Origin of the sequence: Dongia rigui (assembly GCF_034044635.1) — a bacterium.
Lineage (GTDB): Bacteria > Pseudomonadota > Alphaproteobacteria > Dongiales > Dongiaceae > Dongia > Dongia rigui.
Genome location: NZ_JAXCLX010000003.1, coordinates 123,749 through 146,370 on the forward strand (window position 1 = coordinate 123,749; position 22,622 = coordinate 146,370).

Consider the following 22,622-nt stretch of genomic DNA (forward strand, 5'->3'; position numbering starts at 1 on the left):
GCCATGAAGATCAACGGCAATGCCATTCGCCCGGGCAACATCATCGAACACCAGGGCCGCCTCTGGCGCGCCGTGAAGACCCAGCACGTGAAACCGGGCAAGGGCGGCGCCTTCCTGCAGGTCGAGTTGAAGGACATCCGCGACGGTACCAAGCTCAACGAGCGCTTCCGCTCGGCCGATATCGTCGACCGCGTCCGCCTCGACGAGCATGAGTACCAGTTCCTCTTCTCAGCCGGCGACGACTACACCTTCATGGACAGCAACACCTTCGAGCAGCTGACGCTGAACAGCGACATGATCGGCGAGCCGGCGGTGTATCTCACCGAAGGCATGGTGGTGACGGTCGAAAGCTATGAAGGCTCGCCCATCTCCGTGACCCTCCCCGAAACCGTCGTCTGCCTCATCGTCGAGGCCGATGCCGTTGTGAAGGGTCAGACGGCCTCCTCGTCCTACAAGCCGGCCGTGCTCGAGAACGGTGTCCGCGTCATGGTTCCGCCGCATGTCGGCTCGGGCACAAAGATCGTCGTCCGCACCGCCGACAACGAATACATGGAACGGGCAAAGGACTGATCTGAAACATGGCCATCCGCTCAGCCCTCATCAATGTCATGTGCAAGGCGGCCGACAAGGCCGCCCGTTCGCTGCGTCGCGATTTCGGCGAGGTCGAACAGCTGCAGGTATCGCAGAAGGGCCCGGCGGATTTCGTCAGCACTGCCGATCACAAGGCGGAAAAGCTGATCAAGGAAGAACTGAAGAAGGGGCGTCCCAATTTCGGCTTCCTCATGGAGGAAAGCGGCGTGGAGGCCGGAACTGACCCGGATACACGCTGGATCGTCGACCCGCTCGACGGCACCTCGAACTTCCTGCACGGCATTCCGCATTTCTGCATCTCGATCGCGCTTGAGGTGAAGGGCGAGATCACGGCCGGCGTCATCTTCGACCCGATCAAGGACGAACTCTTTTACGCCGAAAAAGGCGCTGGCGCTTTCCTCAACGACCGCCGCATCCGCGTCTCGGGCCGCAAGAATCTCAACGAAAGTCTTCTCTCGACCGGCATCCCCTTCCGCGGCCATGGCCATATCGACCGCTTCCAGCGCCAGATCGAAAAGGCGATGCGCGAGACGGCTGGTATCCGCCGCTTCGGTGCCGCCGCCCTCGACCTCGCTTATGTCGCCTGCGGCCGCTATGAAGGCTTCTGGGAGGAATTCCTCTCCCCCTGGGATATCGCGGCCGGCCTGCTGCTGGTCAAGGAAGCTGGCGGCTATGTCAGCGACCTCAAGGGCAAGCCGGTGGACCTCGCTTTGGGCGAGATCCTTGCCACCAACAACACGCTCCACGCCCCGATTCAGAACCTCGTCGGCCACTGAAGTCGGGCCCGCCGGCCCGACTGCAGCCGGGTCCAGGCGTGTTTTGCCCGCTAAATACTTATCCCGCTTGTGCAAAGTGCCGGTTGTAGGGACAAAATCGGATCGGTTATAGTCCTCGCCAAATTGCATCCTTTTTTGAGAGCGGCAGGCGGAAATGAGCAAGCGGGCTAAAGCGTCGAACTGCGGCACGGGTCTTCCCGGGAAGTTTGTTTCCAATACCCTCCTCACCAGGCTTGTTCTGGCCGGCATGGCTGCCGCCGGGTGCCTGTACCTCAGCCCCGCCGCTCATGCGCAGCAAGCCTATTACCTGCCGCAGGCGGCTTCCGCCCCGGTCAGCGTTAATTATGGCGCCCTCACCCCTTACGGTGCCCCCGCCAGTCCGGCGGTGCCGGGTGGCTTCCAGCCCTACGGCTACGCCGCCCCCAGCGCGCGCGTTACCGCCGCGCCGAAATCAGTCTTTACGCCCTATGGCCAGCCCGCTTACGGCCAAGCAGCACCGGTTTATGGTACGCAGCCGGTCTACGGCTATGCCTCGGTGCCGACAGTCACGCCCTTCGTGGCCCCCTACGCCAATCCGGCCTTTGCGCCGGGCCTTCGCGCCGGCCTGCCGATCAGCACTCCGGCGTCAAATGGTCTGCCGCAGAGCTATCTGAATGTGCCGGGCGCCCAGAAGATGACGGACGCCCAACCGACCAAGAAGAAGCGCAAGAAGAAGGCGTCGGCGGTACCGACAGCGACACCGACGGCGACCGAGCAGGGAGCAGCAGCCCAGGTTGCGGCGGCCGAGGCCGTGTTGGAATCGACCCCAGCAACGGCGCCGGCGACTCCGGCACCGTCAGCCACCTCCGATGCCGCTCCGGCGCCTGAGTCGACGCCTGAGCCGACGCCTGTGGCGGCAGCCGAGCCCGTTCCGGCACCGACTCCGCCAGCCGAGCCGGAAGCCGTGCCCGCCAGCGTACCCTCGCCGGTTGCAAGCGCACCGGCTTCTGCGGTCGCTGCAGCAGCACCGGCTGCCAGCGAAGCCACCAGCGATGCGGCGGCGACCAGTTCCGCCGAAGCGACTTCGGAAGCGACGTCCAGCGCCGATGCGCCTGCCGAGCAGGTCGCCAGCGCCGAAGCACCGGCCGACACCAACGCCGGCACCGGTGCCCCGGCCGGCGGCGCCCGCATCGTCTTTGATGCCGGCAGGGATGACCTGCCGCAAGGCGCCACCGCCGACCTTGATGCCCTGGCGGATAAGATGGCCGCTGACACCAACATGAAGGTCCAGGTGCTCGCCTATAGCAGCGGCACGCCGGATGCCGAGAGCCAGGCCCGCCGCAAGGCGCTGGCCCGCGGCCTCGAAGTGCGCAAATACCTCATCGGCAAGGGCGTGCGCTCGAACCGCATCGACGTCCGTGCCCTGGGCACCAAATCCGAAGGCGGCCCGGCCGACCGTGTCGACATCGTTCCCAGCGCCGGCTAAGGGCGCGTGGGCGGGGCCGTTACGTCACTGCCAACATTGATAAGAAGGGGGCCGCTATGAGCCGCCCGATCTGGCAATTGCTGTGGATGTTGATCGCGCTCATGGCCGCGATCGGCATCACGGTCTTGCTGTGGGATCCGATCTCCGTCGCTTATTCGCATAACCCGATCCTCAACACCGGGATCATGGCGGTGTTGATGCTCGGCATCCTGTTCACGATCTGGCAGGTGGTGCGGCTTTATGCCGACATCGCCTGGATCGAGGACTTCCGCACCGGCGGCTTTGCCCAGAGCTATTCCCAGCCGCGACTCCTTGCCCCCTTGGCGGCGATGCTCAAGGACAAGACCGGGCGGCTCAATATCAACGCCAGTTCGCTGCGTTCGGTGCTTGATGGCGTGCAGTCGCGCCTCGACGACAATCGCGAGATCAGCCGATACATCACCTCGCTTCTCATCTTCCTTGGGCTTCTCGGGACCTTCTGGGGCCTGCTTGGCACGGTGAAGGGGGTGGCCGATGCGATCACCAATCTGCAGGTGGGCGGCGGGCAGGACCCGACCGTGATGTTCGACACCTTGAAGCAGAGCCTTGCCAAGCCATTGGCGGGCATGGGCATCGCCTTCTCGTCGTCGCTCTTTGGCCTCACCGGTTCACTCATCATCGGCTTCCTGGAATTGCAGGCCGGCCAGGCCCAGAACCGCTTCTTCAACGAGCTTGAAGATTGGCTGTCCGGCCATGCCCGCCTCTCCTCCGGCGGCGTCGGCGGTTTTGCCGAAGTCGGCGACCAGCCGATCCCGGCTTACATCCAGGCGCTGCTGGAGCAGAATGCCGAAAGCATCAGCGAATTGCAGCGCGTCCTGCAGCGCAGTGAAGAGGGCCGCGGCACGTCTGCCGGCGGCTTCAAGCAGCTGGCCGACCAATTGGCGGTGCTCAATGACCAGATGCGCAGCCAGCAGCAGGTGACGGCACGCCTGGCCGAACTCGCCGCTGCCGGCGGCTTCGGCATCGATGCCAACAGCCGCAATCATCTGCGCAATCTCGACGCGCATCTGACGCGTCTCTCCGAGGAACTGGCGCAAGGCCGCAACCAATCGGTTCAGGAACTCCGCGCCGAGATCAAGCTGCTGGCCCGCACCATCGCCGTCGCCGCCGGCACGGAGCGCTGATCCGTGGCCGGGGCCGGACGCCGCCGCCATCGACCCATGGAGGCCTGGCCGGGCTATGTCGATGTGCTGTCGACTCTGCTGATGGTCATCGTCTTCGTGCTGATGGTGTTCGTCACCTCGCAGATGTTCCTCAGCCTCGCCCTTTCCGGCAAGGATGATGCGCTGGCCAAGCTGAATGCGCAGATCTCCGAGATCGCCAACATGCTGGCGATGGAGAAGAAGAACGCCGAGGATCTGAAGAGCCAGCTCTCACAGATGTCGATCGAACTCTCCAGTTCGACCGCCGAACGCGACGAATTGAAGAACCAGTTGAACGTCGTCATCGGCGAGCGCGACGCCGCCAACCGGCAGGCCGCGGTCAACGAGGACCAAGCGAAGAAACTCAAGGATGCCTACGAGACAATTGATGCCGACCGCCAGCGCATCACGGCGCTCCTTTCCGATATCGCGGCGCTGGAAAGCCTCAAGGACGATCTGCAGCAGAAGATCCTCGGCAACGATGCCGAGAAGAAGAAGATCACCGACGAGGCCCAGCTGCAGGTCGAACTGCTGAACAAGCAGATGCTGGCGCTGCGCGAAGAACTCTCGCGCATCACCCAGGCGCTCGATGCCTCCGAACAGAAAGCCAAGGACCAGGAAGTCCAGATCGTCGACCTCGGCAACCGGCTCAATGCGGCTTTGGCTTCCAAGGTCGAGGAGCTGGCGCGCTACCGCTCCGAATTCTTCGGCCGGCTGCGCGAGGTCTTGGGCAAGCGCGAAGATATTCGCATCGTGGGCGATCGTTTCGTCTTCCAGTCGGAAGTTCTGTTCGACAGCGGCTCGGCCGTGCTGGGCGATGCCGGCAAGTCGCAGCTTGATGACCTCGCCACCACGCTGATCCTGCTCTCCATGGACATCCCCAAGGATCTCGACTGGGTCTTACGCATCGACGGCCATACCGACAAGCGCCCGATCGCCACGGCGCAGTTCCCCTCGAACTGGGAGCTCTCAACGGCACGCGCCGGCGCCGTCGCCAAATACCTCATCAGCCGCGGCTTGCCCGCCGACCGCATGGTCATCGCCGGCTATGCCGAGTTCCGCCCGCTCGACCCGGCCGATACCGACGAAGCCTACAACAAGAACCGCCGCATCGAATTCAAGCTGGACCAGCGATGAACGCGGTACCGGGTACCGCCGGTTATGCCGCCGAGGCGGACGAGCTTGCCGTTCGTTATGAAAGCTTCAGCTTCGAGGAAACCCATCGCGGCGTGCTGAAGGTTCTGCCGGTTTCGGGGAGAGTACTCGACATCGGTGCCGGCACTGGACGCGACGCGGCAGGCTTTGTGGCTCTCGGCCATGACGTGTTGGCCGTCGAGCCCACGGCAGAAATGCGCGCCCATGGACAGCGCCTGCACCCCGACCCCCGCATCACATGGCTGGATGACAGCCTGCCGGACCTGGTGCATGTCCGGGCGCGCGGCGAGCGCTTCCCCATCGTCATGCTGACAGCCGTCTGGATGCATCTTGATGAGGTCGAGCGCGGCATCGCCATGCCGCATGTCGCCGGTCTGGTGGCGCCCGGCGGCTGTCTTTCCCTGTCGCTGCGCCACGGCCCGGTGCCACCCGGCCGGCGCATGTTCGACATCGGCGTCGACGAGACCCTGGCCCTTGCCGCGCCGTTCGGTCTTACGGAACTCTTCCGCCGCGACGGCACGCGTGATGCGCTGAGGCGCGGCGACGTCACCTGGTCGCGGCTGGTGATGCGGAAGGCTTAGCCTTCGGCCAGCCGTTTCGACGCCCCTTCGATCTGTGCCTCCAACTCGCGCATGAAGGTCTTGCGGTCGAGGCCCGGCGGGATCGGCGGCAGGTATTCGATGGTGATCGTGCCGGGCTTCTTCAGCACGGCCTTCCTGCCCCAGAACACGCCGGAATTGAGCGCCACGGGCACCACCGGGACGCCGAGCTGCGCATAGAGGGCGGCGATGCCCGGCTGGTAGGGTTTGCTCGCGCCCGGCGCCACCCGCGTCCCTTCGGGAAAGATCACAACCGGGCGGCCCTGCGCAAAGGTCGCCTTGGCATCGGCCACCATTTTCTTCAAAGCTGCCGCCTTGCCGCTGCGGTCGATGGCAATCATCCCGCTGCGTGCAAGGAACCAGCCGAAGACGGGGATCAACAGCAATTCCTTCTTCAGCACAAAGGCCGGATTGTTAAGGCGCTTCGACAGATAAAGCGTTTCCCAGGCCGACTGGTGCTTGACGGCAAAGAGGACGGGCTGGTCAGGCAGGTTCTCCGCGCCGACCTCACGCGCGTTAAGGCCAACGCAGACCTTGAGCAGCCACAGCGATCCGGCGATCCAGCAGCGCGCTGCCGCGAGAATGGCCGGCGCCGGTGCTGCCAGGAGCGGCAGGCAGATGATGTGCATCGCCACCGACCACAGCAGGTAAAGGATATTGAAGACGAGGGCGCGCAGAGCCGTCATGGATTGGTCGACCAGGGCCGCGGCAGCCAATCGGGCCATTTCCAATCAGGCAGGTGCAGGTTGGGCAGATGCATATCCGGCCAATCGAACTTCGCCCAATCCGGCCACCAATCCGGCTGCAAGTGATCGCCGCCGAGCCAGGTCACGCCGTCCTGCAACAGTCCCCGCCCCCAGGCGCCGACAAATTTATGGTATTCGCCACCCAGCAGAACCAGGATGCGCGGCTTCACGAACCACCAATTGTCCTGCACTTCCTTCGGAAAGACCGGGTGCGGGATGATGGTGATGCCGGGCAGTGCGCGATGGAATTCCAGCTGGCTGCGCTTCATGTGGTAGTTGGCCGTGACGAGGCGCACCGAATTGATCTTGTTGTCACGCACCCAGGTCGCCGTTTCGACCGCATTGCCGACCGTGTTGCCGGCTTCGTAGCCCAGTGTCACACAGCAAGCGAGATTCTCGGGCGAGGGCAGCATGCTCTTGTCGCTGCTCATGCCGTCGATGACCTGGGCCAGTGTGACGCCCTGCGCCACGCCGGTGATCAACATGCGTGGGCTCAAGCCGGCATCGAGCAGGCGGAAGCCTTCGGCCAGGCGGTCGCCGCCGCCGGTCAGAACCACGATCGCATCCGTCTTGGTGGTGCCGTCGCGCACCTCGCGCGGGATGAAGCCGATAAAGCCCATGAAGCCGATCAGCCACAGAAAGACTGCCAGCAATAGAGCATGCACGAGCCTGCGCCCCAGCCCTTCACGCTGTGCTTGCGGATCGCGGAAATTGATGCGGTTCACCCCCATGGCGCGCCCTATCTAGCAGGTTCAGATGAAGCGCGCCAGCGAGCGCAGGACGGTCCATCGGGCCGTGATCATGGCGATGAGGGCCGTCGCCACGGGCAGCAGCGCCACGATCCCCCACTGCCAGGGCAGCAGTTGCAAATCGAGGGACAGATCGACCGTCCCGGTTTCATTGGCGCCCGCAAAAGACCCCGCCGATTGCAACAATCGATCGGCGCCGACGATGGTGCCGGCGGCCAGCAGCGTCCCGACGATCCCCCCCAGCAGACCGAGGCGCAGCGACTGCGCCTGGAACTGTCCGGCGATATAGGCGTCGGGTGCGCCGATGAGATGCACCACCTCGATGACATTGCGGTGGATCGAGAGGCCCGTCCGCGTCACGAACACAATGGTGAGCGCCGTCGCCGTGAGAACGAGTCCGGTCAGCAACGCTGCCAGCAGCTTCAGCCCGCGCAGGAACTGAAGTGCGTCGGCGATCCAATCGTCATGCGCGTCGACCTTGGCGCCGGACTGGATGGCAGTGAGGTCGCGCTGCAATTGCCCCTGGTCGAGTGCCGCATCTTCGCGCAAGGTCACGGCGATCATGGCGGGCAGCGGAATGTCGAGCTCGCTTGCTTCCGGCCCCAGCCAGGGCTCCAACAGCCGGGCAATCTCGCGGTCGTCGAGCAAGGTCGTGCCGGCAACACCCGGCGTGGCACTCAAAAGGTCGATGACCTTGTCGAGAATCTCCGACCGCTGCGTGACACTGACATCGTCGGTGAACGGTACTTCGACGGTGAGGTTGCCAGTAAGCCCGCTTTGCCAATGCGCCGACAGCCGGTCGACCACAAGTGCGCTGCCGACGGCGAGCGCTGCCAGATAGACCATGAAGCCGAGGATCCAGGGCAGGAACCTGGCTGCGGCATCGCGGTCGAGCGGCAGGTCGGTGCGCAGACCCAACATCAGGCGGCTCCCATGCCGGGCGCAGCCTGCCCAGGCCCCGCACCCGCCGGATCGAAGACGCGGACACTGCTCTGCTCCAGGCGCAGCTGGCGATGCGTGAAGCGGCTGACCAGCGCGTCGTTATGGGTGGCGACGACGACCGTGGTTCCCAGCTTGTTGAGCTCCTCGAAGAGATACATGAGCCGGAGGCCGATCACGTCATCGACATTCCCGGTCGGTTCATCGGCCAGCAGCAGATTGGGCCGGGCGATGACGGCCCGGGCGATGGCGACACGCTGCTGTTGGCCGCCCGACAAGGTGGCCGGCAGGGCATTGAGCTGGTCGGCCAACCCCACCCAGCTCAACAACTCGCTGCAATGGCGGCGGATATCGGCCTCGCGCACGCCGGCGACGCGCAGCGGCAAAGCCACGTTGTCGAGCGCCGACAGATGCTCGATCAGGCGGAAGTCCTGGAACACCACGCCGACGCGCCGGCGGATCGCCGGAAAATCAGCCCGGCTCAGCGTCGCCACGTCGCGGCCAAAGAGATTGACCAGGCCAGAGCTGGGGCGCAGGCCCAGATACATCAGCTTCAACAGCGAAGATTTGCCGGCGCCCGAGCGCCCGACCAGGAAATGGAACGAGCCGGGCGCCAGGGTAAAGCTGATATCCTTGAGGACCTGCGGCCCGGTGTCGTACTGCACCGAGACCTGATCGAATAAAACCACGTGCCTACATCCCAGCTGTCCGGCAATCCGCTGCCGGCCTTTGCCGACAGGGCACCCTAGCAATTTGTGCCCCGCGCGCCATGCCGCCTGGGCGGGGTTAAGATGGCATAGCGGCTTCACCCTCGTAAAGCTGATGACACCCTTGCGACTCGGGCAAAGAAAGATGATTTTTCAGCGCCTTGTCGCCCTTACCGGTCGGGCCGGACTTGTCCCCCGCGCGCCCGCGACCTATAAACGTTTCAGGGGATATCGATCGAGCGGACGAATCAGTGATTGTTTCCTGCCCGGCTTGCGCTACCAGGTTCTCGTTGGACGCGGCACTCCTTGGTGAGGGCGGCCGAAGCGTGCGCTGTGCCAAATGCGGCCATAAGTGGAAGCAGCTGCCGCCCAAGTTGGAAAACCCCGAAGGAACGCCGGCCGAGATCGCCCTGAGCGCCGAGGTGGCGGCAGATGCCGCACCGGCCCCTGGCTCGGCGCCCGAAAACACCGCTCCCGGCGGCGAAACGCCGGGTATCGAGATTCCCGCGGCCCCACCCCGCCCGCGCTCGCCCCAGCGCCCGACCGGCCCCATCACCGTGCCGCCCAAGCTGCGGCCGATGATGCCAAAGCGCCGTTTCCGGTTGCGGCCGGCCTATCTCGTACTGGCCGGCATGGCGATCGGCCTCGGCGCCGTGTTCATTTTCCGGGCCGAGATTGCCCGCGCCATCCCCGCGCTCGACATGGTCTACAGCCTGATGGGTATCTCGACCAGCAGCCCGGCCGAGGATCTCGAAACCGCCAATCTGGTGTTCAACCGGCGCAATGAAGACGGGAAAACCGTTTATTCGGTCCAGGCCGACGTCTTCAACAAGTCGGAATACCCCGTGAAGCTGCCGGTTTTCGTCATCAAGGCCCGGGATGCGGACCGCAAGCAGGTGGGCGACGCCTATCCCTTCCGCCTGGAACAGGAAACCATCGAGCCGGGCGAGACGATTACATTCCGCACTTTCATGGATTCCCTGCCCAAGGGCACCAAGACGCTGCGAATCGAATTCGTCGCCGAGTAAGCGATCCCGACCTGCGGCGAAACGCCCGCCCCTTCACATCTGCGTGCGCTGCTCCCTATTGCCTATCTATCTGAATAAATGCCATAAATCCGCCATGATCTGCTGTCGATATGGTGTTCAGCGCCGAGGCAGTCTCACCAAAAATTAACGGTTTCGGCTTAGGCTTACCTTAGGCTTACATTTGAATCGTCGGGCCGATCGTGATCTTTTTCTGCGGCTCGGCTGTGCGTGGGTCGTCTGATGGGAACCGAAACCGGTCACCATCGTTCTGACGCGACGGATTAGGCCGAGCCTTGGTGCCGATGCCGACGTCAGCCCTGGGCGATGCGCCGCAGCTTCGCGGCCCGAAAGAGAATTGGTGAGTTGATGACGGTCATGTCTGCACGCGCTGCCTCGTACAGAATTAGAAGGGCTGAAAACACTGTGTCCGCAATCCTGTTGGCTGAAGACGATGAGTCGGTTCGTGCTTTTGTCACCCGGGCCCTTACCCATCGTGGCCATGAAGTGACGGCGGTCGGCGATGGCGAGGCGGCGATCAACGCCTTGAAGGCCCAGACCTACGACCTGATGCTGACCGATATCGTGATGCCGGGCCTCGACGGCCTCGCTTTGGCCGAAACCGCCGCCCGCATCAACCCGCGCATGACCGTCCTCATGATGACCGGCTTTGCCGATGCCCGCGAACGCGCCGATGGCGTGCGCAACCAGCAGGGCCCGGTCGCCGACATCATCACCAAGCCGTTCAGCCTGCAGCAGATCTGCAACGCCGTGGACGCCGCCCTCTCCGGCCAGCGGGCTAACTGAGCTTCTATGCAGAGACCAGCGTTAGTTTTCCCGCATAGCGCACCAGGCGGCCGATCAGCGGCAGCCTGATCTCGACCTCGAATTCATAAAACCCCTCAGCCTCACCCTCCCAGGCGACGAGCGTGGGCATCAGGCATCTTGGCAGAGGGATGCGGCCAAAATATGCGCTGCGCAGTTCGTAGTGCAGCCGGCCCGCATTTACCCGGGGCTTTAGCCGCAGCTTCAGTCGGCCCATCATTTCGATCAGATGCCCCCCGTCGAGCAGGAAATTGCTTTCCAGCTTCTTGCCGTCGAATGACCGCCGCCAGATCATCCTGTCACTCAAGTGATCACCCGAAACGATCAGGAAGCACTGGGGATTTGCAGCCGGCATGTTGAGGACGGAAGCGAGGAGCGCGCCTAACCCTCGCCCCCGGGTGACCGAAACATGGCCCCGCAGTTCGATTGGACCCAAATGCGCTTGCTGTACCACCGGCAGCAAGTGCGCGAAATCAGCACCAAGGCAAAGCTGCAGGGCGTTCAACGACATTCTCAGACCTGCGGCTGCAGATGCGGAGCCTTCCCGGCCACGGCATGAAAAAGCCGCGAATGGCGAAACTTGACGAGCATATTCATATTGAAGAAATGCATGCCGCCCAGCACAACCACGACCAGACCGATCTTCGTGCTCAAAAACTCAACCGCCCCGACGATGTCGATCGGCTTGGCGCCATAGCGCAACGCCAGCGACACGAAGCCGATGTTGACGAGGTAGAACCCGATCAAGAGCAAGTGGTTGATCGAATCGGCAAGCGCCTCGCGACCTTCGAAATTCTCCACCAGGAAGACACGGCCGTTGCGGTTCAAGGCGCGGCCGACCCAGAAGGTGATCGCCAGACTGACAAAGACATAAACAGCATAGGTAACGACCATCATTGCATCCTCCATCGCGGCATGCTACATAATTCGTTAATTAGTCAATTTGCTAAATATCAACCTAGCGACGGTTTGTTAGTTAGTCAACTATCTAAATAAAGCGGATCCAGGCATGAGTATGGACAAGGTATTTGAGGCGCTGTCCTCCCAGGTTCGGCGCAAGGTCCTGGCCTATCTTTCGGCGACGGACCTTACGGCTGGCGAAATCGCAGAGCGTTTCGACATCTCCAAGCCCTCCGTCTCGAAACATCTCAGCATCCTCGAGAACGCCGGCCTGATCCGATCCGAGCGGAAGGGGCAGTTCATCCACTACAGCCTGGTCAGCGACAACCTGGTCAACACGCTCACCGGATTCGTTCAGGAGGTCTGCCCGGTCGGGCGGCCGCTGCGCAAGGAAAGCCGCGACATGGCGCGAGGACGGCGCGGCGGCGAGAAGTAGCGCGCCGCTCAGAACTGCTTCAGCAGCCGATCGAGATAGTCGCGTTCCGGTTTGGGGCGGCTGGGGTCGTTGCGGCGCTGGCGTAGTTCTTCGAAGATCTCGCGCGCCTTCTGGGCCGGTTCCTTGGCGATGCCGAGATCCATGCCGGAACTGTCGATCGGGTTGCCGCCGGGGCCGTCATCATCTGCCGGGCGGCCCAGCGGGTCCATCTTGGGCCGTGTGCCGCGGCCCGGCATCTGGCCGGCCTGCCGCTGCATCATCTCCTGCGCCGCCTGCAAGCCTTGCTGCAGTTGATTGAGCGCGTTGTTCTGGTTCTCGGCGGCACTCGGGAAGTCCTGGTTCTGCAGGCTGTCGACGGCGCCGCGCATATATTGCTCGGCCTTGCCGAGACCGCCCGGCAGGTCGCCCAGCATGTTGCTGTATTGCTGCATCAGATTGCCAAGGTCGCGTCGCAGCTGCTCCTGCCCCATGGCGCCGGAGCCCGGCGCCTGGCCGTTGCCGCCATCGCCCGGCATGCCTTCGCCCTGGTTCTCACCCTGCCCCATTTCGCCTTCGCCCATGCCCTGCTCGCCGGGCTGTTGCCCGCGCTGGGCGTTGTAGCTGTCTTCGAGCAGTTTCTGCTGGCGCTGCATCAGGCGGCCGAGCTCGCTATTGAGCTCCTGCTGCGCGCGCCCCTCCGCACTCATGGTCGAGGGCACGCCGGCCTGCAGGTTCTCCATCAGCTTCTGCAGCTGATCGAGCATCTGCTTGGCGGAATCCTTGGCGCCCGACCGCGCCATGTTGCGCGCGTCGTTGAGCATCTGGTTGAGATCCTGCTGCGAGAGCTTCAGCCCATTGGGCGACAATTGCCGCATCTGCTGGCCACTCTCCATGGCGCGCTGAAGCTGCTGCTGCAAATCCTGCATGTAGTGGTTCATAGCTTCCTGCAGCTGGTTCATCAGCCGCTCGATCTCCTCGTCCGAGGCGCCGCGATCGAGCGCGTCCTGGAGGGCCTGCTGCAGGCGCCGGAATTCGCTCAAGGCCAAAGACGTGCCGCCGTCCTCAAGATCGACGGCGATGTCCCACATCAGCTGCAGGACCGGCGGCGTGTCAGAAGGCGCGAATTCCGCGGCCCGCAATCGGCGCGCCGCAAAATCCATGCCCATGAAGGCCACGATGCGGTCCTCGTAAGTCTCGGGCTGCGACTTCAGGATATCGAGTTCGCGCGAGATCGAATTGTGGAACTGCCAGTCGCTTGCCAGCCGCTTCCTGAGCTCGATGATCGCGCGCGCCACCGGGTGATAGAATTTCCGTTCCGGCAAGGTCAGGGCGAGCGGTGCCGAGGCGCCGATCTGCCCCATCGCATCGCGCGCCACCAGGCGCAACTCCACATCAAGCCCGGCCCAACGATGGGCGGTGAAATCCTGGAAGCTGCCACCTTGTGCCACGCGCTGGCCATCGGGGCCGAGAGTTGCCTGGCCCAGCGGCAGCTTGAATTCGAAATCCTCGGTTCCCCGGCTCATGACCAGACGAAGATCCGTGACGCCGTAATCGTCGCTGGCGCTGTAGCCAAGGCGCAGCACGCCGCGATCGGTGATGCCGGGATTGCCGCCGAACGCAGCCTTGGGCGCCATGTCGGCAATGATCTCGACCGGCCACTCGACCACGGTCGCCAGGCCCGATTGCACCCCGATCATGCGGCCAGCAGAAAGCGTCGCCTCCGAACGCTGGGTGCTGGCATCAAGCACATCGAAGGTGAGCTTCTCGTCATTGGCGACGAGCGTCGCGGGTCCGCCCATGCCGCTGGTTGGCAGGCCTTGCGCCTGCACCAGCAGCCGCGAGCCCTTCGGCACCTTCAGTGTCTCGGCTGCAGCATCCTTCTGCGCCAGGCTGAGGCTGATCGGCGGCAGGCCGGTATAGTCGGGCGGCGTGATCCAGGCTTCGACCGTGATCTGGTCGCTGTCCTCGATGCCGGAGAAATTCGGCAGCAATGCCTGGTCCAGGCGCCGCAACCAGGCTTCATCGGCACTGAAGAAGGCGGCAACCGCCAGCAGCAGCGCCAGTTGCCGCAGCGCATAGCGGTCGCGCGCGACAAGGCCGCTATCGGGCCATTTGAGGTCGAGCCGGCCGATCGAGGCCAAGAGGCGGGCCCGGTGCCTGGCCCACAGGCTGGCCGCCGCCGGATCGATCAGATTGCTGACCTGGGTGTCGTCGATATGGGTGAGCGGGCGATGCGTCAGATCGCTGTCGCGCTCAAGGCGGCGCAGCGCCTGCTGCCAAGCCGGCAGGCGAAAACGACGAAAGCCCCACCAAAGGGCATAGAGAAACCCGGCGGCCGCCACGATGAGCAGCACGACATGAATCCAGACGCCAAGGTCACGCGGCAGGCCCAGCCAGGCAAGGGCCAGGGCCAGCAAAACAACGGAGACGGCCGGCGCCAGCGCGGCCCAGAGGCGCTCGGCAAGGAGGATCGCCCAGGCGATGGCCGCCATCGTCCGAACCCGCGCCGGCAGGCTGCTCGGCTCCCGGGGGGCGGTCGGTGCCTTTTCATCGCCGAGAACCGGGCGTCGCGCCATCAATCCTCCTCAGAGTGGCCCCGTCACAACTGGGGACCGGGCTTCCCCCCAGTTTACAGCCAGGCGGGCAGCCTGTCTTGACCGATGATTGCGTCATAAGTTTGACGGGGCCTAACCACCTCAAACTTATCGCCTTTCACCAGCACTTCCGGCAGCAGCGGCCGGGTGTTGTAGGTCGAGGACATGACCGCGCCATAGGCGCCCGCCTCGCGGAACACCACCAGGTCGTCGGCCACCAGCGGCGGCAGCGGCCGCTGTTCCGCAAACTGGTCGCCGGTTTCACAAATCGGCCCCACCACATCGACCTTCGTGACCGGCGCATCATCCGCCGGCTGGCGCACCGGCTGGATCTGGTGATAGGCGTCGTAAAGGGTCGGGCGGATGAGGTCGTTCATCGCCGCATCGACGATGACGAAATTGCGGCTGACACCTTCCTTCACATTGATCACGCGCGCGACCAGGATACCGGCATTGCCGACGATGGCGCGGCCAGGCTCGGCCTCCAGCTTCAGCCCCATATTGCCGAAATTCTCCGCCACCGCATTGGTGTAGTCGGAGAAGCTGATGGTCTGTTCGTCGCGATAGGTGATGCCGATGCCGCCACCGAGATCGACGCGCTCGACACTGTGCCCCTTGCCGCGCAGCGCCTTCACCAGATCCGACATCTTCTGGAACGCGTGGCGATAGGGGGCGATGTCGGTGAGCTGCGAGCCGATATGGCAGGCAAGGCCCTTCACATCAATGCCCGGCAGGGATGCGGCTTCGGCATAAATCGCCGGGGCATGGTCGATATCGATACCGAACTTGTTCTCCGACTTGCCGGTCGAGATCTTGGCATGGGTCTTGGCGTCGACATCCGGATTGATGCGCAAGGCGACGGGTGCGCGCTTGCCAAGGCTGAGGGCCACTTCATTGAGCGCCCGCAATTCACCTGGAGATTCGACATTGAACTGGTAGATGCCGGCCTTCAGCGCCTCGGCCATTTCGGTGCGCGTCTTGCCCACACCCGCAAAGACGATCTCGCCCGCCGGAATGCCGGCCTTCAGCGCGCGGTACATCTCGCCCACCGAGACGACGTCGGCGCCGGCGCCGAGTTGCGCCAATGTCCGGATCACGGCCTGGTTCGAGTTGGCCTTGCACGAGAAATAAAGCTTGGCATTGAGCCCGCCCAGCGCCGCGTCAAAATTGGTGAAGTTATCGGTGAGCTTCGCCGTCGAATAGCAATAGAAGGGCGTGCCAACCTCAGCCGCAATCCGGCTCACAGGCACGCCCTCGGCGTAGAACTCGCCGTTCTCATAGTGGAAATGGCTCATGGAAGTTAGATCACCCTAGTATGCGTCATGCCCGCGGTTGACCCGGGCATCCACTCTCTCCTGCAGCAGTGGGTCCCCGGATCTTCGCCCGGGGATGACGCTGGCAGGAAATGTAAATTCACCCGCTGAAAATGCCCGTCTGTGGTTTTGGCGTCTGCGGGTACTGGTCCGGGTATCTGTCCTTGTGGACTTCCTTGGGCAATTCCGGCACGCCGTTGCGCCCGCAGGCACTCAAGCCGGCAGTCGCCGTCAGGAGAGCGGCGAGCATCGCCACGGACAGTTTCGACATCCTCATAGCAAACGCTCCCTCGCCGCCTTGGCAGCTGCCCGCACATTGTCCGGCGCCGTCCCGCCTTCGCTCTTGCGACCAGCCACCGAGTTTTCCACTTTCAGAACCGGATAGACGCTGTCGCCGATCCGCGGTTCGACCGACTGCATCTCGGCAAGGCTCAAATCGCTGAGGCCCTTGCCCTTGTCTTCCGCCATCTTGACCAAGGTCCCGGTGACATGATGCGCGTCGCGGAACGGCAACCCCAGATGCTTCACCAGCCAATCGGCAAGATCTGTGGCGGTGAGGAAGCCGCGCTCGCACGCCTCGCGCATGCGGGCGCGGTTGGGCGTCAGGTCGCGGATCATGCCCGCCATCGCCGCCAGCGACAGCAGGACCGTGTCGGTCGCCGCAAAAGTCGGCGCCTTGTCGTCCTGCATGTCCTTGCCATAGGTGAGCGGCAGGCCTTTGAGGATGATGAGCAGCTGCACGGTGAGGCCGATGACCTCGCCGGCCTTGGCGCGCACCAACTCCGCCGCATCCGGATTCTTCTTCTGCGGCATGATGGAGGAGCCGGTGGTGAAGGCATCGGAGAGGGTCACGAAGCGGAAGCCTTCGCTCATCCAGATGACGATCTCTTCGGCGAGGCGCGAAAGATGCACGGCAAGGATCGAGAGTGCCGACAGGTATTCCAGTGCGAAATCGCGGTCGGAGACGGAATCGAGCGAGTTTGCGGTCGGACGATCGAAGCCCAAGGCCTTCGCCGTCATCTGCCGGTCGATCGGGAATGTCGTACCAGCGAGCGCTGCGGCGCCAAGCGGGCTCTCATTGAGGCGCTTCCTGGCATCGGCCAGGCGCCCGAGGTCGCGCCCCAGCATCTCGACATAGGCCAGCAGGTGATGGCCGAAAGTCACGGGCTGCGCTGGCTGCAGATGGGTGTAGCCCGGCATCACGGTCGCCGCTTCTTCCTCCGCCCGGTCGATGAGGGCTGCAACCAGATTGCGCGTCTCGGCCGCCACCTCGTCACAGGCGCGGCGGACCCACAGCTTGAAATCGGTCGCCACCTGGTCATTACGCGAGCGCGCGGTGTGCAGGCGCCCGGCCGGCTCGCCGATCAATTCCTTGAGGCGCTGCTCGACATTCATGTGAATGTCTTCAAGCGCCACCTTGAATTCAAAATGGCCGGCCTCGATCTCGGCCTTCACCTGATTGAGGCCCTTGGCGATCGCCGCGGCGTCGGTCTCGGTGACGATGCCCTGTTTGGCCAGCATGGCGGCATGGGCCAGCGATCCCTGGATGTCCTCGGCATAAAGGCGCTTGTCGACGCCGATGGAGGCATTAATCTGCTGCATGATCGCCGCCGGGCCGGCGGCAAAGCGGCCGCCCCACATGGCGTTGGCGGAATCGGCCGCAGAATTGGTTACTGGCGAGGATTGTTTCTTGGCACTCATGGTACTGAAAAAGACCGCCTTTTGGGGCTCCCTGATGGCATTTTTGCTGGCGGCGGCACCCCTGACACCGTCCCTGGCCGACGGTACCGCCGCAAAGCCCGGCGACTTTAGCCCGTTCGATCCGCCCCTGCCAACGCCCAATGAGGACTTCCAGAATGCTTTGGGGGACAAGGTCACCCTGGCCGATTTCAAGGGCCAGGTGGTTGTCCTCAATTTCTGGGCCAGCTGGTGCGCCCCCTGCGTCGCCGAAATGCCCACCCTCGACGCCCTCCAGGCCGATCTGGCGGAAGCGGGCCTCAAGGTCGTGGCGGTCAGCCTCGACCGCGACGGCATCAAGAAGGCGGCCCCGTTCTTTCGCCGCACGGGCGTCAAGAATCTGAAGCTCTATACCGACCGCATGAGCGACCTGTTCCAGGAACTCAAAGGCGCGGCCCTGCCCACCACCTATGTGCTCGACCGCGACGGCAAGGTCGTCTCGGTCTATATCGGCGCCACCGATTGGTCGTCAGTCAAGGTGAAGGCCGAACTCAGAAAATACCTCGACGCCAAACCGGCCGGGTAAGATCGCTGCTCAGACCTCTTCCATCGGCGGCAAGCTTAGGATCGCTGGATATTTGTCGGCAAGCCCCGGGCATAAGCCTTCGAAATTCCTGCGCATGTGTCGACGCAGGTCGAAGTCGAGTTCGGGCACCAGATCCCCGCTGCGGAAACGCAGTCGACCATCGGACGATGGTGGTGCATCGGGTGTGTCCGGCCACATGATCTCGCCATGGGCCGGTGAGGACCAGAAATACTTCACATAGAGATCGTCGTTATGGCCCTGGTAATATCCGCCATTGAGGCCTTGCACGAGCACCGACTGATCGGAGAGCGGGATCTCGGCGACGATGGCGGATATCATGCAATCGAGCGTCGCCGGCCAATCCGCCTCATCGACGAAATACGGTCGATCGAGTTCATTGCCATTGCGGAGGGCCAGTTCCAGTTGACCGGCGTAATAGGTCGGGTGCAAGCCATGGGTCTGGCAAGCCGCGAGCGCCGCCGCGACAAACAGCAGCGTTCCGGCACGCCACATCGCGCGCTGCCGGCGCCTCAGCGCGTCGGAACCGGCGTCTCGCCGCTGTAATCGTAGAAGCCGCGGCCAGCCTTCTTGCCGTACCAGCCGGCTTCCACATACTTCACCAGCAGCGGGCACGGACGGTACTTGCTGTCGGCGAGGCCCTCATAGAGGACCTGCATGACGGCGAGGCACACGTCGAGGCCGATGAAGTCGGCAAGCTCCAGCGGGCCCATCGGATGGTTGGCGCCGAGGCGCATCGCAGTATCGATGGCGTCGACATTGCCCACACCTTCATAAAGCGTATAGACCGCCTCGTTGATCATCGGCAGCAGGATGCGGTTGACGATGAAGGCCGGGAAGTCTTCCGAGGTCGCCGTCGTCTTGCCGAGCTTTTCGGCAAGGTCGCGCACCTGGGAGAAGGTATCGTCATCGGTCGCGAGCCCCCGGATGAGCTCGACCAGCTTCATCAGCGGCACCGGGTTCATGAAGTGCATGCCGATGAACTTCTGCGGCCGGTCGGTGGCGGCGGCAAGACGCGTGATCGAGATCGACGAGGTGTTGCTGGCCAGCAGCGCCTCGGCCTTCAAGTGCGGGCACACGGCACGCATGATCTCTTTCTTGACCTCTTCCTTTTCCGTCGCCGCTTCAACGACAATATCGGCGGGCTTCAGATCGGCGAGGCTGTTTGATGTCTTGATCCGTTTGATGGCGCTGTCTTCATCGGCCTGGGTAATCAGGCCGCGCTTGACCTGGCGGTTCATGTTGGCGCGGATCGTTTCCAGCGCCTTGGTCAGCTGCGCCGGGTTGTTGTCGATCAGAATGACGTCGAGCTTGGCCAGCGAACTCACATGGGCAATGCCGTTGCCCATTTGGCCCGCACCGATGATGCCGATGGTTTCGATCGTCACGTTTTGACCTCTTCTTTTCTGTCTCCCGGAACATTGCGGCCCGCTGTTTCGTTCAGCGGGCCGCTTGTCCGGTTATTTCTTGGCAGTTACTTGCCGAGTTCTTTCGCCAGTTCCGGCACCGCCTGGAACAGGTCGGCGACCAGGCCGTAATCGGCGACCTGGAAGATCGGCGCATCTTCGTCCTTGTTGATGGCGACGATGACCTTGCTGTCCTTCATGCCGGCGAGATGCTGAATGGCACCCGAGATGCCGACGGCGAGATAGAGCTCCGGCGCCACGATCTTGCCGGTCTGGCCGACCTGGTAATCATTGGGCACGAAGCCGGCATCGACGGCGGCGCGCGACGCGCCAACGGCGGCACCCAGCTTGTCGGCCACTTCTTCCAGCATCTTGAAGTTGTCGCCCGACTGCATGCCGCGGCCACCCGAGACGACGATGCGCGCCGAGGTGAGTTCGGGGCGTTCCGTCTTCTGCACTTCCTGGCCGAGGAACTTGGAGAGGCCCGCGTCACCGGCCGAGGCGACCTTCTCGATCGCCGCCGAACCACCGGTTTCCGCCGCGGCATCGAAGGCCGTCGCACGCACCGTGATGACCTTGATCTTGTCCGAAGACTGCACCGTGGTCAGCGCGTTGCCGGCATAGGTCGGGCGCGTGAAGGTGTCCGGGCCGTTGACCTCGGAGATTTCCGAGATCTGCTGCACGTCGAGCAAAGCTGATGCGCGCGGCAGGATGTTCTTCCCGTTGACCGTCGCAGCCGAGAGGATGTGGCTGTAGGACGGCGCGAGGGCGACGATCAGCTTGGCGACATTCTCGGCCAGGGCATGGCCGTAGATGGCGTCGTCAGCCAACAGCACCTTGGCAACGCCGGGAACCTTGGCGGCCGCGTCGGCAGCACCCTGGGCACCGGCACCGGCCACCAGGATATGAATGTCGCCGCCGATCTTCTGGGCGGCGGTGACGGCATGCAAGGTCGCCGATTTCAGCGACGCGTTGTCATGCTCGGCAAGGACGAGAATGCTCATGGTTGTGACCCCTTAGATGACTTTCGCTTCGTTCTTCAGCTTGTCGACCAGTTCGGCGACCGACTTCACCTTGATACCGGCCGAGCGCTTGGGCGGCTCGGTCACTTTCAGGGTCTTGAGGCGGGGGCTTGGGTCGACACCCAGCTGTTCGGGGGTCAGGGCATCAATCGGCTTCTTCTTCGCCTTCATGATGTTGGGGAGCGAGGCATAACGCGGCTCGTTCAAACGCAGATCGGTGGTCATGACGAAGGGCGTCTTGACCTCGACGGTCTCGAGACCGCCATCGACTTCGCGCGTCACCGTGGCGGTGCTGTTGTCGTTCAAGACCAGCTTCGAGGCAAACGTCGCCTGCGGCCAGCCGAGCAGGGCAGAGAGCATCTGACCGGTCTGGTTGGCATCGTCGTCGATCGCCTGCTTGCCGAGGATCACGAGACCCGGCTGTTCCTTGTCGACCACGGCTTTCAACAGCTTGGCGACCGCGAGGGGCTGCAACTCGACATCGGTCTGCACATGCACGCCGCGATCGGCGCCCATGGCAAGGGCCGTGCGGATCGTCTCCGCGCATTGCGCGTTGCCCAACGACACGGCGACGATTTCCGTCACCTTGCCGGCTTCCTTGAGACGCACGGCCTCCTCGGTCGCGATTTCGCAGAAGGGATTCATGGACATCTTGACGTTCTGGGTTTCGACACCCGTGCCGTCCGCCTTGACGCGGACCTTCACATTGGCGTCGATCACCCGCTTAACAGCGACGAGGACTTTCATCTTCAAGGACCCGGATGAGACTGTGGTTACAACGGTCGATGCCCCTCGCTTTCGGTTCTTGATATGACCCGACGCTCAGGCAGCGACACCCCCTGCCTGCCGGCACCGTTTTTCACGGCCCCGCGGCAGAAATTTCGCATGCGCAAAATAGGGGCATGGCATCTTTGTGTCAACGAGGCGAGGCAACTCGCCCGGAAACGGCAGCCTTGCGCTTAATCGCGCAAATTCAATGACTTCACGCCACCACCGATGAGCTGCATTAACCCTTCCATGAGCCGAGTTCGAGAAGCTGCGTGCAGCTTCCCTGGGCAGATGGTGCGGCGTTTTTGGGCAAAGCGGCATCGAGTCACTGGGGGCTTGCAACCTACCGGTTCTTGCCCGGGACCCACAGCACGTCGGCCTGGCCCTTGTCATTGGCATAGCGCGCCATGACGAAAAGGAGGTCGGACAACCGGTTGATGTAACGCAGCGCCGCCGGGTTGATCTCCTCATGTTCCATCAGCGCCGTGATGTCGCGCTCGGCACGACGGGCGATGGTGCGGGCGAGGTGGAGATGGGCGGCGGCAGGTGTGCCGCCCGAGAGCACGAAGCTTTTCAAAGGCTGTAATTCGGCGTTTAAGCGGTCGATCTCCTGCTCCAGCCGCTCGACCTGTGCCTCGATCACACGCAGCGCTGGATAGTCCTTGGGATCTTCCGGCTGGCAGAGATCGGCGCCGAGATCGAAGAGGTCGTTCTGGATGCGATTCAACATGGCGTCCAAATCGCCTGACACATGCAGCCGCGCGACCCCGATCGCGGCATTGGCTTCGTCCACCGTGCCATAGGCCGCGACCCGCAAATCGTGCTTCTTCACGCGCTTGCCGGAGCCGAGCGAGGTCGAGCCCTTGTCGCCGCTCTTGGTGTAGATCCGCGTGAGCTGAACCATACCCGTGTCAGCCGTTACGAGTCAGCATATAGAGAACGAAGCTCGCCACCGCACCGATCTGGAACACGACGCGCAGGCGCATCAGCTTGTTCGAGTTGCGCTTGTTGAAATCGCCACCCCGGCCCATGGCAAAGACGCCGACCAGCAGCGTGCCCAAGGTAAGGACGAGGAAAATGACGAGCAGGATGAGGAATATGTTTGGCATGACCGGATGATAGCTGTGAGTGGGAAGCCGCGCTAGAGTAAGCGGCAGACGTCTGC

26 protein-coding genes are annotated in these 22,622 nt (G+C 63.4%); 10 read left to right on the forward strand and 16 right to left on the reverse strand.

From position 1 onward, the window contains the following. The first annotated feature begins 3 nt into the window (after positions 1-3). From efp to SMD31_RS16315, 6 genes are all read left to right on the forward strand, one after another. Entirely contained in the window at positions 4-570 is a 567-nt protein-coding gene (gene efp, locus SMD31_RS16290; protein WP_320501975.1) for an elongation factor P, read from the forward strand. 8 nt (positions 571-578) lie between these two features. Next, positions 579-1,367, forward strand: coding sequence for an inositol monophosphatase family protein (locus SMD31_RS16295; RefSeq protein ID WP_320501976.1), 789 nt, complete (start codon positions 579-581; stop codon positions 1,365-1,367). Positions 1,368-1,521: 154 nt separating this feature from the next. Beyond that, complete coding sequence (locus SMD31_RS16300) at positions 1,522-2,832, forward strand: OmpA family protein (RefSeq protein WP_320501977.1); 1,311 nt, start codon at positions 1,522-1,524, stop codon at positions 2,830-2,832. A gap of 56 nt (positions 2,833-2,888) precedes the next feature. Beyond that, positions 2,889-3,995, forward strand: a complete 1,107-nt coding sequence (locus SMD31_RS16305; protein WP_320501978.1) for a MotA/TolQ/ExbB proton channel family protein — start codon at positions 2,889-2,891, stop codon at positions 3,993-3,995. Between the two features lie 3 nt (positions 3,996-3,998). Further along, positions 3,999-5,150: a peptidoglycan -binding protein gene (locus SMD31_RS16310; RefSeq protein ID WP_320501979.1), complete on the forward strand. Its 1,152-nt coding sequence runs from the start codon at positions 3,999-4,001 to the stop codon at positions 5,148-5,150. Next, positions 5,147-5,749: a class I SAM-dependent methyltransferase gene (locus tag SMD31_RS16315; protein ID WP_320501980.1), complete on the forward strand. Its 603-nt coding sequence runs from the start codon at positions 5,147-5,149 to the stop codon at positions 5,747-5,749. Before SMD31_RS16310 ends, SMD31_RS16315 begins: the two co-directional genes overlap by 4 nt. Here the strand turns inward: SMD31_RS16315 and SMD31_RS16320 are convergent. From SMD31_RS16320 to ftsE, 4 genes are read right to left on the reverse strand one after another with little or no spacing between them, the layout of a single operon-like run. Then, positions 5,746-6,492 carry a lysophospholipid acyltransferase family protein gene (locus tag SMD31_RS16320; RefSeq protein ID WP_320501981.1) on the reverse strand — a complete coding sequence of 249 codons (747 nt, stop codon included), beginning with the start codon at positions 6,490-6,492 and terminating at the stop codon, positions 5,746-5,748. The genes SMD31_RS16315 and SMD31_RS16320 overlap by 4 nt on opposite strands. After that, positions 6,450-7,244: a YdcF family protein gene (locus SMD31_RS16325; protein WP_320501982.1), complete on the reverse strand. Its 795-nt coding sequence runs from the start codon at positions 7,242-7,244 to the stop codon at positions 6,450-6,452. The genes SMD31_RS16320 and SMD31_RS16325 overlap by 43 nt, the downstream gene beginning before the upstream one ends. Positions 7,245-7,265: 21 nt before the next feature. Continuing rightward, on the reverse strand, positions 7,266-8,183 hold the full coding sequence (locus tag SMD31_RS16330) for a cell division protein FtsX (RefSeq protein WP_320501983.1): 918 nt from the start codon (positions 8,181-8,183) through the stop codon (positions 7,266-7,268). Then, positions 8,183-8,890 (reverse strand): cell division ATP-binding protein FtsE, encoded by a 708-nt coding sequence (gene ftsE / locus SMD31_RS16335; protein ID WP_320501984.1) that lies wholly within the window; start codon positions 8,888-8,890, stop codon positions 8,183-8,185. Before ftsE ends, SMD31_RS16330 begins: the two co-directional genes overlap by 1 nt. 269 nt (positions 8,891-9,159) lie before the next feature. Between ftsE and SMD31_RS16340 the strand changes: the two genes are divergently transcribed. Together SMD31_RS16340 and SMD31_RS16345 are read left to right on the forward strand one after the other, a co-directional pair. Further along, the gene (locus SMD31_RS16340; protein ID WP_320501985.1) at positions 9,160-9,936 is read left to right on the forward strand and encodes a zinc-ribbon domain-containing protein; all 777 of its coding nucleotides are present in this window, start codon (positions 9,160-9,162) and stop codon (positions 9,934-9,936) included. Positions 9,937-10,359: 423 nt separating this feature from the next. Further along, positions 10,360-10,740 carry a response regulator gene (locus SMD31_RS16345; RefSeq protein WP_320501986.1) on the forward strand — a complete coding sequence of 127 codons (381 nt, stop codon included), beginning with the start codon at positions 10,360-10,362 and terminating at the stop codon, positions 10,738-10,740. Between the two features lie 4 nt (positions 10,741-10,744). Here SMD31_RS16345 and SMD31_RS16350 read toward each other — a convergent pair whose 3' ends face one another. Both SMD31_RS16350 and SMD31_RS16355 read right to left on the reverse strand, forming a co-directional pair. Next, the gene (locus SMD31_RS16350) at positions 10,745-11,269 is read right to left on the reverse strand and encodes a DUF4166 domain-containing protein (RefSeq protein ID WP_320501987.1); all 525 of its coding nucleotides are present in this window, start codon (positions 11,267-11,269) and stop codon (positions 10,745-10,747) included. A 2-nt stretch (positions 11,270-11,271) separates the two neighbouring features. Further along, positions 11,272-11,655, reverse strand: a complete 384-nt coding sequence (locus tag SMD31_RS16355) for a hypothetical protein (RefSeq protein ID WP_320501988.1) — start codon at positions 11,653-11,655, stop codon at positions 11,272-11,274. Positions 11,656-11,767: 112 nt separating this feature from the next. On the opposite strand from SMD31_RS16355, the gene SMD31_RS16360 reads away from it, so the two are divergent. Beyond that, the gene (locus SMD31_RS16360; protein ID WP_320501989.1) at positions 11,768-12,094 is read left to right on the forward strand and encodes a metalloregulator ArsR/SmtB family transcription factor; all 327 of its coding nucleotides are present in this window, start codon (positions 11,768-11,770) and stop codon (positions 12,092-12,094) included. An 8-nt stretch (positions 12,095-12,102) separates the two neighbouring features. On the opposite strand, the gene SMD31_RS16365 is transcribed toward SMD31_RS16360, so the two are convergent. From SMD31_RS16365 to argH, 4 genes are all read right to left on the reverse strand, one after another. Beyond that, positions 12,103-14,649, reverse strand: a complete 2,547-nt coding sequence (locus SMD31_RS16365; RefSeq protein WP_320501990.1) for a TIGR02302 family protein — start codon at positions 14,647-14,649, stop codon at positions 12,103-12,105. A gap of 53 nt (positions 14,650-14,702) precedes the next feature. Beyond that, positions 14,703-15,962: a diaminopimelate decarboxylase gene (gene lysA, locus SMD31_RS16370; RefSeq protein ID WP_320501991.1), complete on the reverse strand. Its 1,260-nt coding sequence runs from the start codon at positions 15,960-15,962 to the stop codon at positions 14,703-14,705. A gap of 118 nt (positions 15,963-16,080) precedes the next feature. Further along, positions 16,081-16,257 (reverse strand): hypothetical protein, encoded by a 177-nt coding sequence (locus SMD31_RS16375; protein WP_320501992.1) that lies wholly within the window; start codon positions 16,255-16,257, stop codon positions 16,081-16,083. Beyond that, positions 16,254-17,681, reverse strand: a complete 1,428-nt coding sequence (gene argH / locus SMD31_RS16380) for an argininosuccinate lyase (protein WP_320501993.1) — start codon at positions 17,679-17,681, stop codon at positions 16,254-16,256. Before argH ends, SMD31_RS16375 begins: the two co-directional genes overlap by 4 nt. Before the next feature lie 34 nt (positions 17,682-17,715). Between argH and SMD31_RS16385 the strand changes: the two genes are divergently transcribed. Beyond that, positions 17,716-18,243 carry a TlpA disulfide reductase family protein gene (locus tag SMD31_RS16385; RefSeq protein WP_320501994.1) on the forward strand — a complete coding sequence of 176 codons (528 nt, stop codon included), beginning with the start codon at positions 17,716-17,718 and terminating at the stop codon, positions 18,241-18,243. Positions 18,244-18,252: 9 nt separating this feature from the next. Here SMD31_RS16385 and SMD31_RS16390 read toward each other — a convergent pair whose 3' ends face one another. From SMD31_RS16390 to SMD31_RS16415, 6 genes are all read right to left on the reverse strand, one after another. Further along, positions 18,253-18,756, reverse strand: coding sequence for a hypothetical protein (locus tag SMD31_RS16390; RefSeq protein WP_320501995.1), 504 nt, complete (start codon positions 18,754-18,756; stop codon positions 18,253-18,255). Between the two features lie 17 nt (positions 18,757-18,773). Then, entirely contained in the window at positions 18,774-19,649 is an 876-nt protein-coding gene (locus tag SMD31_RS16395; RefSeq protein WP_320501996.1) for a 3-hydroxybutyryl-CoA dehydrogenase, read from the reverse strand. A gap of 86 nt (positions 19,650-19,735) precedes the next feature. Further along, on the reverse strand, positions 19,736-20,671 hold the full coding sequence (locus tag SMD31_RS16400; RefSeq protein WP_320501997.1) for an FAD-binding protein: 936 nt from the start codon (positions 20,669-20,671) through the stop codon (positions 19,736-19,738). A gap of 12 nt (positions 20,672-20,683) precedes the next feature. Continuing rightward, positions 20,684-21,436: an electron transfer flavoprotein subunit beta/FixA family protein gene (locus SMD31_RS16405; protein WP_320501998.1), complete on the reverse strand. Its 753-nt coding sequence runs from the start codon at positions 21,434-21,436 to the stop codon at positions 20,684-20,686. A 364-nt stretch (positions 21,437-21,800) separates the two neighbouring features. Then, positions 21,801-22,361 carry a cob(I)yrinic acid a,c-diamide adenosyltransferase gene (locus SMD31_RS16410; protein WP_320501999.1) on the reverse strand — a complete coding sequence of 187 codons (561 nt, stop codon included), beginning with the start codon at positions 22,359-22,361 and terminating at the stop codon, positions 21,801-21,803. Between the two features lie 7 nt (positions 22,362-22,368). Further along, a complete protein-coding gene (locus SMD31_RS16415; RefSeq protein ID WP_320502000.1) occupies positions 22,369-22,566 on the reverse strand; it encodes a twin transmembrane helix small protein in 198 nt (65 codons plus the stop codon). Between the last annotated feature and the right edge of the window lie 56 nt (positions 22,567-22,622).

Coding starts and splice junctions, on each gene's coding strand:
- SMD31_RS16350 (WP_320501987.1), bottom strand. CDS start 11,269: ATGTCGTTGAACGCCCTGCAGCTTTGCCTTGGTGCTGATTTCGCGCAC.
- SMD31_RS16360 (WP_320501989.1), top strand. CDS start 11,768: ATGAGTATGGACAAGGTATTTGAGGCGCTGTCCTCCCAGGTTCGGCGC.
- SMD31_RS16410 (WP_320501999.1), bottom strand. CDS start 22,361: ATGGTTCAGCTCACGCGGATCTACACCAAGAGCGGCGACAAGGGCTCG.
- SMD31_RS16320 (WP_320501981.1), bottom strand. CDS start 6,492: ATGGCCCGATTGGCTGCCGCGGCCCTGGTCGACCAATCCATGACGGCT.
- SMD31_RS16415 (WP_320502000.1), bottom strand. CDS start 22,566: ATGCCAAACATATTCCTCATCCTGCTCGTCATTTTCCTCGTCCTTACC.
- SMD31_RS16305 (WP_320501978.1), top strand. CDS start 2,889: ATGAGCCGCCCGATCTGGCAATTGCTGTGGATGTTGATCGCGCTCATG.
- SMD31_RS16325 (WP_320501982.1), bottom strand. CDS start 7,244: ATGGGGGTGAACCGCATCAATTTCCGCGATCCGCAAGCACAGCGTGAA.
- SMD31_RS16400 (WP_320501997.1), bottom strand. CDS start 20,671: ATGAGCATTCTCGTCCTTGCCGAGCATGACAACGCGTCGCTGAAATCG.
- efp (WP_320501975.1), top strand. CDS start 4: ATGAAGATCAACGGCAATGCCATTCGCCCGGGCAACATCATCGAACAC.
- SMD31_RS16385 (WP_320501994.1), top strand. CDS start 17,716: ATGGCATTTTTGCTGGCGGCGGCACCCCTGACACCGTCCCTGGCCGAC.
- SMD31_RS16295 (WP_320501976.1), top strand. CDS start 579: ATGGCCATCCGCTCAGCCCTCATCAATGTCATGTGCAAGGCGGCCGAC.
- SMD31_RS16315 (WP_320501980.1), top strand. CDS start 5,147: ATGAACGCGGTACCGGGTACCGCCGGTTATGCCGCCGAGGCGGACGAG.
- SMD31_RS16375 (WP_320501992.1), bottom strand. CDS start 16,257: ATGAGGATGTCGAAACTGTCCGTGGCGATGCTCGCCGCTCTCCTGACG.
- lysA (WP_320501991.1), bottom strand. CDS start 15,962: ATGAGCCATTTCCACTATGAGAACGGCGAGTTCTACGCCGAGGGCGTG.
- SMD31_RS16330 (WP_320501983.1), bottom strand. CDS start 8,183: ATGTTGGGTCTGCGCACCGACCTGCCGCTCGACCGCGATGCCGCAGCC.
- SMD31_RS16300 (WP_320501977.1), top strand. CDS start 1,522: ATGAGCAAGCGGGCTAAAGCGTCGAACTGCGGCACGGGTCTTCCCGGG.
- SMD31_RS16390 (WP_320501995.1), bottom strand. CDS start 18,756: ATGTGGCGTGCCGGAACGCTGCTGTTTGTCGCGGCGGCGCTCGCGGCT.
- SMD31_RS16365 (WP_320501990.1), bottom strand. CDS start 14,649: ATGGCGCGACGCCCGGTTCTCGGCGATGAAAAGGCACCGACCGCCCCC.
- SMD31_RS16405 (WP_320501998.1), bottom strand. CDS start 21,436: ATGAAAGTCCTCGTCGCTGTTAAGCGGGTGATCGACGCCAATGTGAAG.
- SMD31_RS16355 (WP_320501988.1), bottom strand. CDS start 11,655: ATGATGGTCGTTACCTATGCTGTTTATGTCTTTGTCAGTCTGGCGATC.
- argH (WP_320501993.1), bottom strand. CDS start 17,681: ATGAGTGCCAAGAAACAATCCTCGCCAGTAACCAATTCTGCGGCCGAT.